Raw genomic sequence first — 12,806 nt, 5'->3', positions numbered from 1 at the left:
TCCCCCCTTTCAATCGAAAGAGCAGTTCGCGACAACGCTTTCGTATGCCGCTGGGCTGGCCCCCGATCGAAAGAGCAGTTCGCGACGGGGTTGGTCCTCAGGCCGACCGCGCTCTGAGCCGTCTCGCGCGGATTTCGGCCAGCTGCAGCATCCGCCGGCTGAAGAAGCGCGGATGGCAGGCGGCCAGGTCGAGGGCATCGTGCGAGACGCCGAGCAGGTCAGCCACCCGTCGTACGAGCGCAATTCGGGTCGCGACCGAGTTGACGTCGTCGTTCCACACCGGCACGACCGTCCAGCCGTCATCCTCGAAGCCCGCGAAGCGCACGCCGTCCGCCGCGCGTTGCTCGTCGCTGTCGTGGAACTCCCGGCCTTGGTACTCAAGGATGACGCGCTGACCCGACCATCGCAGGTCCGGCCGACCGAGCCAGGTCCCGTCCTCCGTGATGACCGCCCGGTTGAGTTCCGGCTCGGGCAGCCCCGCACGCACGAGAACAAGGCGCGTCCTCGTCTCCCCGGGCGACTCCGCACCGACGCGAATCTCCTCCAGCGCCTCGAGGAGGGTGAGCTTGCCCCGTGGGCGCTGCCGAGCCGACAGAGCGGCGCGAAGCGGTTCGACCGACCCGAGCCGATTGGCGATGGCGTCCCCCATCACGATGAGGTCGTCGAGTCCGACCGGGCTGCCGACCCGGACGAGCTCTCCCATGTCAACCCAGGTGTCCGCAAGCCCGATGGTCTCCGCGCCGCTCACCTCGACGACTTCGCGCGCCCAGAGCCCGCGGTGACCGATGATGCCGACTCGGCGAACGGCGCCATCGCGGGCGTCCCTCATGACGTGGAGGCGTTCGTCGTCCTCCATGGCTGGTGACATGGGCAGCCCGTGAAGTCGGGCTGCCGTCAGGTGGGAGAAGGCGAAGCACTCCAGCGCCAGGCCCACAGCGTTGCAGCGTTCCTGGACCGTGGCCAACGGCGTGAGCGAACGGACACCGCGGGTCGGGGCTTCGAGCGACATGCGCTGGACCTGGCGATACGTCAGCCCCCAGACCGTCGCCATGGCGACCGAGAACGGCTTGGTGTGGAGGCTCGGCGGGAGTTCGGCTGCTGCCATGAGTTCGATCGTGGACGATTCGGCGGCGTTCCGTTCAAGGCGCGGCTCGAAGCTGTGGATAACTCAGGCGAGGACCTCGGGATGTGTCGCGAACTGCTCTTTCGATCAGGCGCGTGCCACGATGGGGCGGTGAGCCTCGCGATCACCACGGCCCGGCCCGAGTCCGCCCTGCTCGACCTGCCCTGGTCGATCCCGCTCGAGGACTGGCCCGAGTCGGTGCTCGCCGCGCTCCCCCGCGGCATCTCGCGGCACGTCGTCCGGTTCGTCCGGCTCGGCAACCGGGTCCTGGCCGTCAAGGAGATCAAGTCCGAGCTGGCCGACCGCGAGTACGTCATGCTTCGCAACCTGCGCCGCCTCGAGGTGCCGTCGGTCGAGCCGTTCGGCGTGGTCCACGGACGGGTGGCCGAGGACGGCACGCCGCTCGACTCGTGCCTGATCACCCGGCACCTGCAGTACTCGCTGCCCTACCGCGCGCTCTACAGCCAGTCGCTGCGGCCCGACACTGCGGTGCGGCTCATGGATGCGCTCGCCCTGCTCCTCGTCCGCCTCCACCTCGAGGGCTTCTGGTGGGGCGACGTCTCATTGTCCAACACGCTCTTCCGGCGGGACGCGGGCGCCTTCGCGGCCTACCTCGTCGACGCCGAGACCGGCGAGCTCCACCAGCGTCTGAGCGACGGTCAGCGCGAGCACGACCTCGACATCGCGCAGGTCAACATCGCGGGCGAGCTGATGGACCTCGAGGCGGGTGGCTTCCTGGAGGAGCAGGCCGACCCGTTCCAGGTCGCCGCGTCGATCATCGAGCGCTACCACTCGCTCTGGGAGGCCCTCACGGGCACCGAGCGGTTCGAGGCCGGTGACCGCTGGCGGGTCGACGAACGGATCCGCCGGCTCAACGACCTCGGCTTCGACGTCGACGAGCTGTCGATCACCACGGACATCGGCGGCACCCAGATCCAGATCACGCCCAAGGTCGTCGACGCCGGGCATCACTCACGTCGCCTCCTGCGCCTGACCGGCCTCGACGTCGGCGAGAACCAGGCCCGCAGGCTGCTCAACGACCTCGACGCCTATGCCGCCGCGACGGACCGGCAGGGTGACGACGACGAGATCGTGGCCCACGAGTGGCTGACGAAGATCTACGAGCCGATCACTCGGGCCGTGCCGCGCGAGCTCGCGGGCCGGCTCGAGCCGGCCGAGATCTTCCACGAGGTCCTCGAGCACCGGTGGTACATGAGCGAGCGGGCCGGCCACGACATCCCCATCGAGGCAGCCCTCGACGACTACGTCGCGACGGTGCTGCCGGGCAAGCCGATCGAGAAGTCTGTCGTGGGCGTGGACACGGTCGAGATGCCCGTCATCGCCTGGGACGACTGACCCGCTCCTCGGCTCGCGCATCGGCTCGCCCCGCGTCGTCGGCCGGGAACGACAGGATCTGCCCGAAGAGGACCACCCCCCACAGCGCGAACGTCGCGACGTGGACGACCGTGCACCACAGGCAGATCGCGTAGATCCGGAACAGCTCCGCCCACACTAGGTAGAGCGCCATCACCAGACCGACGGTCAGCACCGCGAACCGGACCCGGTCGAGCCACGGCTCTGGGCGCCGCCACGCGGACGGCAGCATGAGCACCGTCACGGCCACGAAGAAGAGCAGGCCGAGCAGCGCCACCGGGACCCCGAGGAACATCGACCAGGCGCTCTCGGTCACCTTGGCGCAGTCGACGACCTCGGTGACCGTGCAGGCGAGGGTCGCGTTGCCCGTGTAGTGCTCGAAGGTGAGGTAGGCGGAGACCAGCAGCCCCACCACCGAGAGGGCGAGCGAGGTGGGGACGAGCCACCGCGGCCGGACCATCACTTCTGGACCAGGGCCGCCGCTGCCGTGACGCCGGGGCTCGTGCACACGTTGGCCGGCTGGCCGCCGGTCAGCTGGCAGACCTGGGCCGAGATCATGTTGGCGCTCGCATCGACGGACTTGCCGAGGTCGCCGGCGCCGGTCTCCATCTGCGCGGCGATCTCGTTCCACCCGTCGTCACCGGTGTGCTTGAGGAACGGATCGAGGGGGATGCCGGAGCCGGGCAGCTCGTGCGTCCCGTAGAACGTCCAGGGGATGCCGCCCTGCGGGTTGTGCTTCTTGAACAGGGCGTCGACGTCCGCAGGGAGGGTCTGCAGCGGCTTGAACTCCCGGTCCTTGGTCTCCCACGCGTTGAAGGTGAGGTAGTCGCTCGTGTAGGTCGACTCGGTGAAGGTGACCGTCGGGATGTTGCCGTCGTTGGTCGCCGAGCGCGTCGGGGCCAGGCCCTCGAAGGTGCCGAAGCGGGACAGCGCGGCCACGATGGCCCACCGCTCCGAGGCGCAGTAGGGGCAGAACTCCGCGCCGACGTAGATCATCCGCGGCTTGCCGTCCGCGGTGAGGACCTCGCCGCCCTGGACCTTCTGCGGCACCGCGTTGGCGTCCGTCGGCGCGCCGGCGGCGTCGAAGGTCGCGGCCGGGATCGCGGTGACCTTGGCGATGAACGCCGAGCCCGCGCCCGTTCCGGTGCTACCGGCGGTCCCGTTGGTCTTGGCGTTGTTCGAGATGGCGAAGCCGACGGCGACGGCGATGATGACGACCACCACGGCGACGGCGGCGGCGATCATCTGCTTCTGCTGCCGCTCCTTGCGGGCCTGCGCGGCACGCATCTCAGCAGCGCGCGCCGTGACCTCGGCGCGATTGCTCTTCCCCACAAGACACCCCATCAGGTTAGTTACTACGCGTCGTAGCAGACCCTAACACCGGTCGGAGACACCCGCTCACCGATCCTGGGGTGCCTCCCACCACACCGTATGCCGCTGGGCTCGGTCCCCGGGAGAGGCACCGTCAGGCGCGGCGCTGGCGGGCGATCTCGTAGAGGGCGACGCCCGTGGCGAGGCCGGCGTTGAGGGACTCGACGGCCGAGCTCATCGGGATCGAGACGATCTGGTCGCACGTCTCCCGGACGAGGCGGGACAGCCCCTTCCCCTCGGAGCCGGTGACGACGACGAGGGGTTCGGCGGCGAGCGTGAGGTCGGGCAGCTCGACGTCACCGTCCATGTCGAGACCGAGGATGAAGAAGCCGGCCTTCTTGAAGTCCTCGAGCGCGCGGGTGAGGTTGCCCGCCTTGGCGACGGGGATCCTCGCCGCGGCTCCGGCTGACGTCTTCCAGGCGGACGCGGTCATGCCGACCGAACGGCGCTCGGGCACCACCACGCCGTGCCCGCCGAACGCGGCGACGGATCGGACGATCGCGCCGAGGTTGCGGGGGTCGGTGATGCCGTCGAGCGCGACGACCAGGGGGATGCCCGGCTGCTCGGGGTCGATGAGGTCACGGGGGTCGGCGTACTCGTAGGGCGGGACCTGAAGTGCGAGCCCTTGGTGGACCGCGCCGTCCGTGAGCCGGTCCAGCTCACCGCGCGGGGTCTCGAGGATCGCGAGCCCTCGCTCAGTCGCGAGCTTCAGCGCCTCCTTGACCCGGTCGTCGGAGTCGATGCGGGTCGCGATGTACATGGTCGACACCGGGATGTCCGCACGGAGCGCCTCGACCACGGAGTTGCGGCCAGCCACCATCTCGCTCGAGCCCTTGGTGCGGCGGGGCGCGCGGCCGGCGGTGCCGGATCCGCGCGAGCCGGCGCCTGCCCCGCCCTTGGCGACGGCCTTGGCCCGCTTGTGCGCCGGGTGGTACTCGCGGTCGACGGCCTTGGGCGTCGGACCCTTGCCCTCGAGCCCGCGGCGGCGCTGGCCACCGGAGCCGGCAGCCGGCTTCTTGCCGCCCTTGCGTACAGCGCCGCGACGCTGCGAATTGCCTGCCATGTCAGCCTTCCTCGCCGTCGCCGCTGGTGGCGCCGGACCCGTTGGTGCGAATGAGTGCCCACTGCGCACCGGCCGGCGTGTCCGTGATGGAGATGCCGACGGCGGCGAGCTCGTCGCGGATCGCGTCGGCGCGCTCGAAGTCGCGCTCCTGACGAGCCGACTGGCGTTCGTCGAGGCGGGCCTGGACGAGCGCGTCGAGGGCCGCCTCCGCAGCCGACGCCGTCGAGTCCTGTGCCGCAGCCCAGTTCGGGGCCAGCGGGTTGATCCCGAGGACCTCGGCCATCGCGGCGACGCTCGCGGCGGCGGCCAGCGCCGCCTCGTCGTCCCCCTCGTCGAGGGCGACGTTGCCGGCGCGGACCGTGTCGTGGATGGCCGCGAGCGCGCCGGACACCCCGAGGTCGTCGTCCATCGCGGCCGTGAACTCTGCGGGGAGGAGCGCCCGGGCCTCGGCTGCCCCCGCCGGCCGCGCGATCTCCCCACGGCGGGCGGCCCGCTCCAGGAAGCCCTCGATCCGCTCGACCGCAGCGGCCGCCTCGTCGAGAGAGCCGGAATGGTACTCGATGGTGGACCGGTAGTGCGCGGCCGTCAGGTAGTAGCGCAGCACGATCGGGCGGGTGTTCTCGAGCAGGTGACGCACCTCGAGGGCGTTGCCGAGGGACTTCCCCATCTTCTCGCCCTTGACGGTGACCCAGGCGTTGTGGAGCCAGTAGCGGGCGAAGCCCAGGCCAGCCGCCCGGGACTGGGCCTGCTCGTTCTCGTGATGCGGGAAGCGCAGGTCGATGCCACCACCGTGGATGTCGAACTCGTCGCCGAGCCACCGGCGGGCCATCGCGGAGCACTCGAGGTGCCAGCCGGGACGGCCCGAGCCGAACGGGGTCGGCCACGACGCGCTGACCGGCTCGTCGGCCTTGCGGCCCTTCCACAGGGCGAAGTCACGAGGATCGCGCTTGCCGCGAGGGTCGGCATCCTCGGCCGCCACCATGTCGTCGAGGGACTGGTTGGACAGCGAGCCATAGTCCGGCCACGAGCGGACATCGAAGTACACGTCTCCGGACCCGTCTGGCGCCGGGTAGGCGTGACCCTTCTCGATGAGTGTCTCCATGAGGGAGACCATGTCGGGGACGTGGCCGGTGGCCCGCGGCTCGTAGGTGGCCGGCTTGACGCCCAGCGCGTCGAGGGCGTCCGTCGTCAGGCGCTCGTTGCGGTAGGTGAGCGCGAACCAGTCCTCACCCGCGTCGGCGGCCTTGCGCAGCACCTTGTCGTCGATGTCGGTGACGTTGCGGATCAGGGTGACGTCGTAGTCGTGGCCCGTCTCGAGCCAGCGCCGCAGCACGTCGAAGGCGACCGCGAAGCGGATGTGACCGATGTGCGGGGCACCCTGCGTCGTGAGTCCACAGATGTACATGCCGACCTTGCCGCTCTCGCGCGGGACGAACTCGCGCAGCTCACGGGTGGCGGTGTCGAACAGTTGGAGACTCACCCGCGTGAGTCTATCGGCGCGGAGCCGGTCCCCTGTGCGGCCAGAGGTACGGCCGAGTCGACGAGGGGACGGACGGCAATGCAACCGCAATGTTCGATTTCCCCCATTCGGGCCGTGCGTGGTGGAAGATCACGAACGGACTGCTGCAAGCCGGTCCACTCGTCGGCGTCACGGGGCACGCCGGAATCCAAAGGGAGAGTTCATGAGGAACAGCACGGTCGCGCGTCATCGCCGACGCGCCGTCGCCGTGGTGCCCACCATCGCCCTCGCAGCCGCTGGTCTGGCTGCGACGTCGGTGTCCGGGGCCGCCACAGCGGCACCTGCCGAAGCGCCAACCGGCGCCTCGGTGTCGAGCGACTACTACATCAACTATGCCGCTCCACAGGTCGAGCGGGCGTACGCCAACGACACGGTGGTCGGCACGCCCGGCAGAGGCAAGCAGGTCGACGTCCAGGACGTCGTCGCTCGTGGTGAGGCCTTCGACCGGAAGCACGCCCAGGGCAACCCGGTCACGGCACGTCAGCTGGCCAGGCTGGAGGCCGAGGCGATCAGCACCGGCAAGAGCCCCAAGCAGCTCAAGAACCGCTACAAGGGCGCGAAGGCGACGCAGGAGGCCAAGCTCCTGACGATCCTCGTCGAGTTCAACGAGAACGCCAACGACGACTTCTCGGAAGAGTACGTGCCGGAGTACTGGGGCGCCACGACCTGCAAGCCGGGCGAGGTGGTCAACGGACCGCTGCACAACAAGATCCCCAACCCCGCCGAGGGGGCTCAGAAGGACAACAACTCCTTCTGGGTCGAAGACTTCTCCCCGGAGCACTTCGACAAGATGCTCTTCACTGACGAGGGCATCACCGAGCGAGTCCGCATGGACCTCACCGGCCCCGACGGGAAGCCCGGCATCGACATCTCGGGCTACACGATGAAGGCGATGTACGAGGAGATGTCCAAGGGCGCCTACACCGTCAGCGGTGAGGCCACCCCGTGGATCAAGGTCGACCACTCCGAGGGCTGGTATGGCGCGACCCGCTGCTTCAAGAACGAGGAGGGCGTCTACGAGGCTGGCGCCTACCAGGGCATGCAGGGCCACCCCGACAACCCCCTCGGGCCGGGCCAGCTGCCGATCGACGCCGTCAAGAAGCTCGCCGAGATGGACCCCGAATTCCCGTGGGCCGACTACGACATCGAGGACCAGGGCGACTTCGACGGCGACGGCAACTACTACGAGCCGGACGGGATCATCGACCACGTCGTGCTCGTCCACGCTGGTGCGGACAAGTCCGGTGGTGGCGGCGCCGAGGGCACCTACGCCATCTGGGCGCACTCGTCGGCCGTCGCCGGTGGCGCCCCGATCCCCGGCACCGACCTGCGCCTGTCCAACTACATCGTCCAGCCCGAGGACTCCGGCGTCGGTGTCTTCGCCCACGAGTACGGCCACGACCTCGGTCTGCCGGACCTCTACGACACCGGCAGCGGCGGCGACTCCGACGTCGACTTCTGGGACCTGATGAGCTCCGGCTCGCACTCCGGCCCGATCTTCCAGTCGATGCCGACGCACATGGGCCTCTGGGACAAGTGGGTCCTCGGCTGGGCCGACCCGATCCAGATCAACCCGGGGGACGATGCCAAGTCGGTCATCGTCGGGCAGAACTCGCGCCCGCTCAAGGGCACTGCTGACGGTGTGAAGATCAACCTTCCCCGGAAGGTCGTCACGCTGGCCACCCCGCACAGCGGCGACAACATGTGGTGGAGCAACAACGACCAGGACTGGGCCAAGAACACCCTGACCCGGACCATCGAGGTGCCCGACGCCGCCGACGCCAAGTTCTGGATGTGGAACGACTACGTCATCGAGGACGACTGGGACTACGGCTTCGTCGAGGTCTCGACCGACGGCGGCAGCACGTGGACCGAGCAGCAGGTCTACAACGCCGAGGGTGTGGCGGTCACCACGAGTGACACGTACTCCGACCCGAACGGCCGGATGGCCGACTACGGCGGCAAGAAGTACGGTCTCACCGGCCACACCGACGGTTGGGAGCACCACTACGTCGACCTGTCGGCCCACGCGGGCAAGACCATCCAGGTTCGGCTCCTGATCGCCACCGACGCTGCGTTCCTCGAGCGTGGCTGGTTCGCCGACGACTTCTCCGTCACCGGCGGCGGCGCCACGACGTGGTCCGACGACGTCGAGAGCGGTTTGGGCGACTGGACCGCGGCCACCGGGACGTTCGTCAACGGTTCACCCCTCGGCGCCGGCTGGATCATCGACCCCGGCACGAGTTCGCGGGCGCAGTACTACCTCGTCGAGTGGCGCAACTTCGACGGGTTCGACGAGGGCCTGAAGTACGCCTACGACACGACGTACATGGACGCCGAGGGCCAGTGGAAGGTCGAGCGGATCAAGTACAACGCGCCCGGCGCCCTGGTCTGGTACCGCGACACGTCCTACGGCAACGCCAACCACGTGCTCAACAACCTCACCGCTCTGCCGAGCGGTGGGGCCAAGGGTGGCCTGCTCATCGTCGACAGCCACTACGAGCCGCTGCGCCGCTCGGGCGCCAACGGCGACGCGGACCCGTCGACGCTGAAGAACCTGCCGTCCCGTCCCCAGTCGTCGAATGCCGCCTTCGGGCTCCAGCCGACGTACGAGTTCGCCGAGTGCCAGCTCAACAAGGAAGGGGCCGAGGTGTGCAACAGCTTCGGCCAGCAGGCGCCGGTGAAGACCTTCACCGACAACCAGGGTTGGGTCCCAGGCCTCGAGTTCCGCCCGGGTGTCGGCTACTTCTGGCGCGATGCAGACGCATCGGCCGTGGTCCCGTCGAGGGACAACGCGCCGTACACGACGCGGATCGTCCTGGCGGACGGGAGCCCCGCCACCGGCCGGTATGGCCTCAACTTCGGGTTCACCCTGACCGGCACGGGCAACCCGGCCGACTCCGACGCCGGCTACGGCACCTTCGTCACCGTGGCGAAGGCGATGTTCGGCAACCAGGCTGCCCAGATCAAGATCACGCCGCCCACCCCGTGAGCGACTGATCGGTCACCGGCCACATCGACAGGGCCCGTCCCCCCCTCGCGGGGGGGGCGGGCCCTCTCGCTACCCATTCCCAACAGAGCGTCAGGGGCGGTAGATGACCAGGGCCGTGGCGATGGCCGCGATCCCCTCGTTGCGCCCTGTGAGGCCCAGCCCATCGGTCGTCGTCCCGCTGACGGACACGGGCGCCCCGACCGCCTTGGACAGCAGCTTCTGAGCCTCGTCGCGACGGGTGCCGATCTTGGGCCGGTTGCCGACGACCTGCACTGCGACGTTGCCGATGGTGAACCCCGCGAGCCGGACCAGCCGGACGGCCTCGGTGAGCAGGGTGACACCGGACGCCCCGGCCAGCTCTGGGCGGTCGGTGCCGAAGTGCGCCCCGAGGTCACCGATGCCCGCGGCGGAGAACAGCGCGTCGCAAGCGGCGTGAGCGGCCACGTCGGCGTCGGAGTGGCCTTCGAGGCCCCGCTCCCCCGGCCACAGCAGGCCCGCGATCCAGAGCTCCCGGTCGGACCCCTCGGGGGCGAACCCGTGGACGTCGACCCCGATGCCGACCCTGGGCAGCCCGCTCACGTCAGGCCTCGGACTTCCAGTCGATGGGCGCGCGGTGCAGCTTGTGCGGCGCGGCCTGCGCGACCGGCTTGACGGTCAGGACGTCGATGTTGACGTGCTGCGGCAGCCCCACGACGAAGGCGACACACTCCGCGACGTCCGCGGCCACGAGCGGCCGGTCGACCCCTTCGTAGACCTTGTCCGCCGCGGCCTGGTCGCCGTGCAGCCGGGTCAGGGAGAACCCCTCGGTGTGGACCATGCCCGGGCGAAGGTCGGTGACGCGCACGTGCTCACCGTTGAGCTCGAGCCGGAGCGTCTGGGACACGACCGAGGTGCCGTGCTTCGCGGACGTGTAGCCGGCCCCGCCCTCATAGACCAGCTCCCCGGCGATGGAGCTGACGTTGACGATCGTGGCGCGCGGGGACCGGCGCAGGAGCGGCAGCACGGCCTGGGTCACCCGGACCGTGCCGAGGACGTTGCTCTCGTACATCTGCCGCCACTCCTCGAGGTCGCCGTCCTCGACGCGACTGACGCCGAGCGCCCCGCCGGCGTTGTTGACGAGCACGTCGCACCGGGGCAGCGTCGACACCGCGGCACGCACGGACTCGTCCGACGTGACATCCATGACGACCGCCGAAGCGGAGCCGGGATGGTCGACGTTGATGGCCGTGGCGGTCTCCTCCAGCGGCTCCCGGCGCCGGCCGGTGATGACGACCTTGAAACCGTCGGCGGCGAGCCGGCGAGCCGTTGCCGCGCCGATGCCGGTCCCCCCTCCGGTGACCAGGGCGATGGGGTCGGACGTCTCGTCAGCGCTCACCCTGCGAGGATACGGGCCGCTGTCTCGAGGTCGCCGGGGGTCGTCACCTTCAGGGCGAGCGCGTCGCCGTCGACGACGAGCACCCGCTCGCCGAGCCGCTCGACGAGCCCGGCGTCGTCGGTGGCATCACTCGACACGGCGTGGGCCCGCTCGAGGACGTCGCGCTGAAAGCCCTGCGGCGTCTGCACCGCGCGCAACCGCGTCCGGTCCGGAGTGCCGACGACGTGCCCGGACTCGTCGACCTCCTTGATCGTGTCGACGACGGGCAGCCCGGGGACGACAGCCGGCGCGCCCGCCTGCACCGCCGCCACGACGCGGTCGAACAGCGAGCCTGGGGCCAGGCAGCGCGCTGCGTCGTGGACGAGGACGACCCCCACCTCGCCCGAGAGCGCCGCCAGGCCGGCCGCGACCGAGTCACCGCGCTCCGCTCCCCCCGCGACCACCCGCATCTCAACTCGAGTGGCCCCAGTGTCCACAGCCTCGGAGACCTCGCCGCTGTGGAGACCGGGGCCACTCGACGAGTCGGGCGAGCCGGGCGTGTGGATACCCGGGCCACTCGAGGAGGCGACCCGGGGCTGGGAGCGAGCCCAGCGGCATACGGAATCTGCCTCGTCGACCCACCCTGCCGGCGCGACGACGACGATCTCGACCACGTCCGGACACGCCAATGCCCCCCGCAGGGCGTGCCCCAGGAGGGGCACCCCCGCGAGGGGCACGAAGGCCTTGGGCACGTCAGCGCCCAGACGGCTACCAGAACCGGCGGCGACGATGATGAGGCCGACCGCCGCCGACTCGGGATGCATCAGGAGGCGAGAACCTCGTCGAGGATCGACTCGGCCTTGTCCTCGTCCGTCTTCTCGGCGAGCGCGAGCTCGGAGACGAGGATCTGGCGAGCCTTGGCGAGCATGCGCTTCTCACCTGCGGAAAGGCCACGGTCCTGGTCGCGGCGCCACAGGTCACGGACGACCTCGGCCACCTTGATCACGTCACCGGACGCGAGCTTCTCGAGGTTCGCCTTGTAGCGGCGGGACCAGTTGGTCGGCTCCTCGGTGTGCGGCGCCCGCAGGACCTCGAAGACCCGGTCAAGACCCTCCTGGCCCACGACGTCGCGGACGCCGACGAGGTCGCAGTTCTCCGCGGGAACTTCAATCGTCAGATCACCCTGAGCGACCTTGAGCTTGAGGTAGAGCTTGTCCTCTCCCTTGATCGTGCGTGTGTTGATCTCTTCGATCAGTGCCGCCCCATGGTGGGGGTACACGACCGTCTCGCCGACCTTGAAAACCATGTGCTGTTTTCCCCTTTCGCGACCTACAGATTATCACGAAACGGCGTCAGCGGCGATCCGGCGGCGTGACATCTGCGCAGGTCAGAGGCTTGAAGGTGGCTGGTTCGCCACATGTTCACGTCTTGACAACCACGCCGTTGCCGTGCTGTCGCAGGGGCATTCGAACGCCTGCGCTGACTGCTGCCGTCCGCTTGACGGGGTCTGCGGCGGCCTCCGCGCGATCCGCCGGTAGGCTGTCGTCCGTGATGCGCCGAATCCTCGCCCCGACCTCCGCGCCCGCCATCCGCGCCCGCCGCGTGGCGGCCGCCATCGGTGGTCTCGCCGTCGCCACCCTGGCGAGCGGCTGCATGGTGTTCAACCCGGTCCAGACCGACGTCATCTACGAGCCCGCCGACGGCGTGTCCGCCGACGTCGGTTCCGTCGCCGTTCGCGACCTCGTCCTCGTCGGCTCCGGCGACGGCACGTTCGTCGTGTCGGGAGCCGCCTACAACGGCGGCGCCGAGCCGGTGACCCTGCAGGTCGCGCCCCAGGGCGAGGGCGCTGCTGCCGGTTCCGAGGTCCAGGTGCGCCCGCGTGAGCAGCTCAACCTCGCGACCAAGGGGCTGCGGTTCGACGGCCTCGACACCGAGCCCGGCTCGATGCTGCCGGTGGCCGTGACCACCCGCCCCGGCGGCACGGCGGTCGTCAACGTGCCCGTCCTTGCC

Annotated in this window: 12 protein-coding genes; 3 read left to right on the top strand and 9 right to left on the bottom strand. The window is 69.8% G+C overall.

Annotated elements, in window-relative coordinates; translation table 11 throughout:
- Positions 1–97: 97 nt before the first annotated feature.
- Complete coding sequence (locus tag OO014_RS17010; RefSeq protein ID WP_272463512.1) at positions 98–1,105, bottom strand: hypothetical protein; 1,008 nt, start codon at positions 1,103–1,105, stop codon at positions 98–100.
- 129 nt (positions 1,106–1,234) lie between these two features.
- Between OO014_RS17010 and OO014_RS17005 the strand changes: the two genes are divergently transcribed.
- Positions 1,235–2,479, top strand: a complete 1,245-nt coding sequence (locus OO014_RS17005) for a DUF4032 domain-containing protein (protein ID WP_272463511.1) — start codon at positions 1,235–1,237, stop codon at positions 2,477–2,479.
- Here OO014_RS17005 and OO014_RS17000 read toward each other — a convergent pair.
- The 4 genes from OO014_RS17000 to cysS form a co-directional block, all read right to left on the bottom strand.
- Positions 2,460–2,957 carry a vitamin K epoxide reductase family protein gene (locus tag OO014_RS17000; RefSeq protein ID WP_272463514.1) on the bottom strand — a complete coding sequence of 166 codons (498 nt, stop codon included), beginning with the start codon at positions 2,955–2,957 and terminating at the stop codon, positions 2,460–2,462. The two genes, OO014_RS17005 and OO014_RS17000, sit on opposite strands and share 20 nt — an antisense overlap.
- Positions 2,957–3,829 (bottom strand): DUF929 family protein, encoded by an 873-nt coding sequence (locus OO014_RS16995; protein WP_272463510.1) that lies wholly within the window; start codon positions 3,827–3,829, stop codon positions 2,957–2,959. Before OO014_RS16995 ends, OO014_RS17000 begins: the two co-directional genes overlap by 1 nt.
- 133 nt (positions 3,830–3,962) lie before the next feature.
- Positions 3,963–4,931, bottom strand: a complete 969-nt coding sequence (gene rlmB, locus OO014_RS16990) for a 23S rRNA (guanosine(2251)-2'-O)-methyltransferase RlmB (RefSeq protein ID WP_272463509.1) — start codon at positions 4,929–4,931, stop codon at positions 3,963–3,965.
- Between the two features lies 1 nt (position 4,932).
- Positions 4,933–6,411: a cysteine--tRNA ligase gene (gene cysS, locus OO014_RS16985; protein ID WP_272463508.1), complete on the bottom strand. Its 1,479-nt coding sequence runs from the start codon at positions 6,409–6,411 to the stop codon at positions 4,933–4,935.
- 202 nt (positions 6,412–6,613) lie between these two features.
- Between cysS and OO014_RS16980 the strand changes: the two genes are divergently transcribed.
- Positions 6,614–9,442: an immune inhibitor A domain-containing protein gene (locus tag OO014_RS16980; protein WP_272463507.1), complete on the top strand. Its 2,829-nt coding sequence runs from the start codon at positions 6,614–6,616 to the stop codon at positions 9,440–9,442.
- 90 nt (positions 9,443–9,532) lie between these two features.
- Here the strand turns inward: OO014_RS16980 and ispF are convergent, their stop codons facing one another.
- From ispF to OO014_RS16960, 4 genes are read right to left on the bottom strand one after another with little or no spacing between them, the layout of a single operon-like run.
- Entirely contained in the window at positions 9,533–10,021 is a 489-nt protein-coding gene (ispF, locus tag OO014_RS16975; protein ID WP_272463506.1) for a 2-C-methyl-D-erythritol 2,4-cyclodiphosphate synthase, read from the bottom strand.
- 1 nt (position 10,022) lies between these two features.
- Positions 10,023–10,817 carry an SDR family NAD(P)-dependent oxidoreductase gene (locus OO014_RS16970; protein WP_272463505.1) on the bottom strand — a complete coding sequence of 265 codons (795 nt, stop codon included), beginning with the start codon at positions 10,815–10,817 and terminating at the stop codon, positions 10,023–10,025.
- Positions 10,814–11,620 (bottom strand): IspD/TarI family cytidylyltransferase, encoded by an 807-nt coding sequence (locus OO014_RS16965; protein WP_272463504.1) that lies wholly within the window; start codon positions 11,618–11,620, stop codon positions 10,814–10,816. The genes OO014_RS16970 and OO014_RS16965 overlap by 4 nt, the downstream gene beginning before the upstream one ends.
- On the bottom strand, positions 11,620–12,102 hold the full coding sequence (locus tag OO014_RS16960; protein WP_013493734.1) for a CarD family transcriptional regulator: 483 nt from the start codon (positions 12,100–12,102) through the stop codon (positions 11,620–11,622). Before OO014_RS16960 ends, OO014_RS16965 begins: the two co-directional genes overlap by 1 nt.
- A 245-nt stretch (positions 12,103–12,347) precedes the next feature.
- Between OO014_RS16960 and OO014_RS16955 the strand changes: the two genes are divergently transcribed.
- On the top strand, positions 12,348–12,806 hold a 459-nt coding region (locus OO014_RS16955), incomplete at its 3' end, for a hypothetical protein (protein WP_272463513.1).

The sequence above is a fragment of the Intrasporangium calvum genome, from assembly GCF_028446585.1.
Taxonomy (GTDB): Bacteria; Actinomycetota; Actinomycetes; order Actinomycetales; family Dermatophilaceae; genus Intrasporangium; species Intrasporangium calvum_A.
This window is presented reverse-complemented; position numbering and strand designations above follow the sequence as displayed.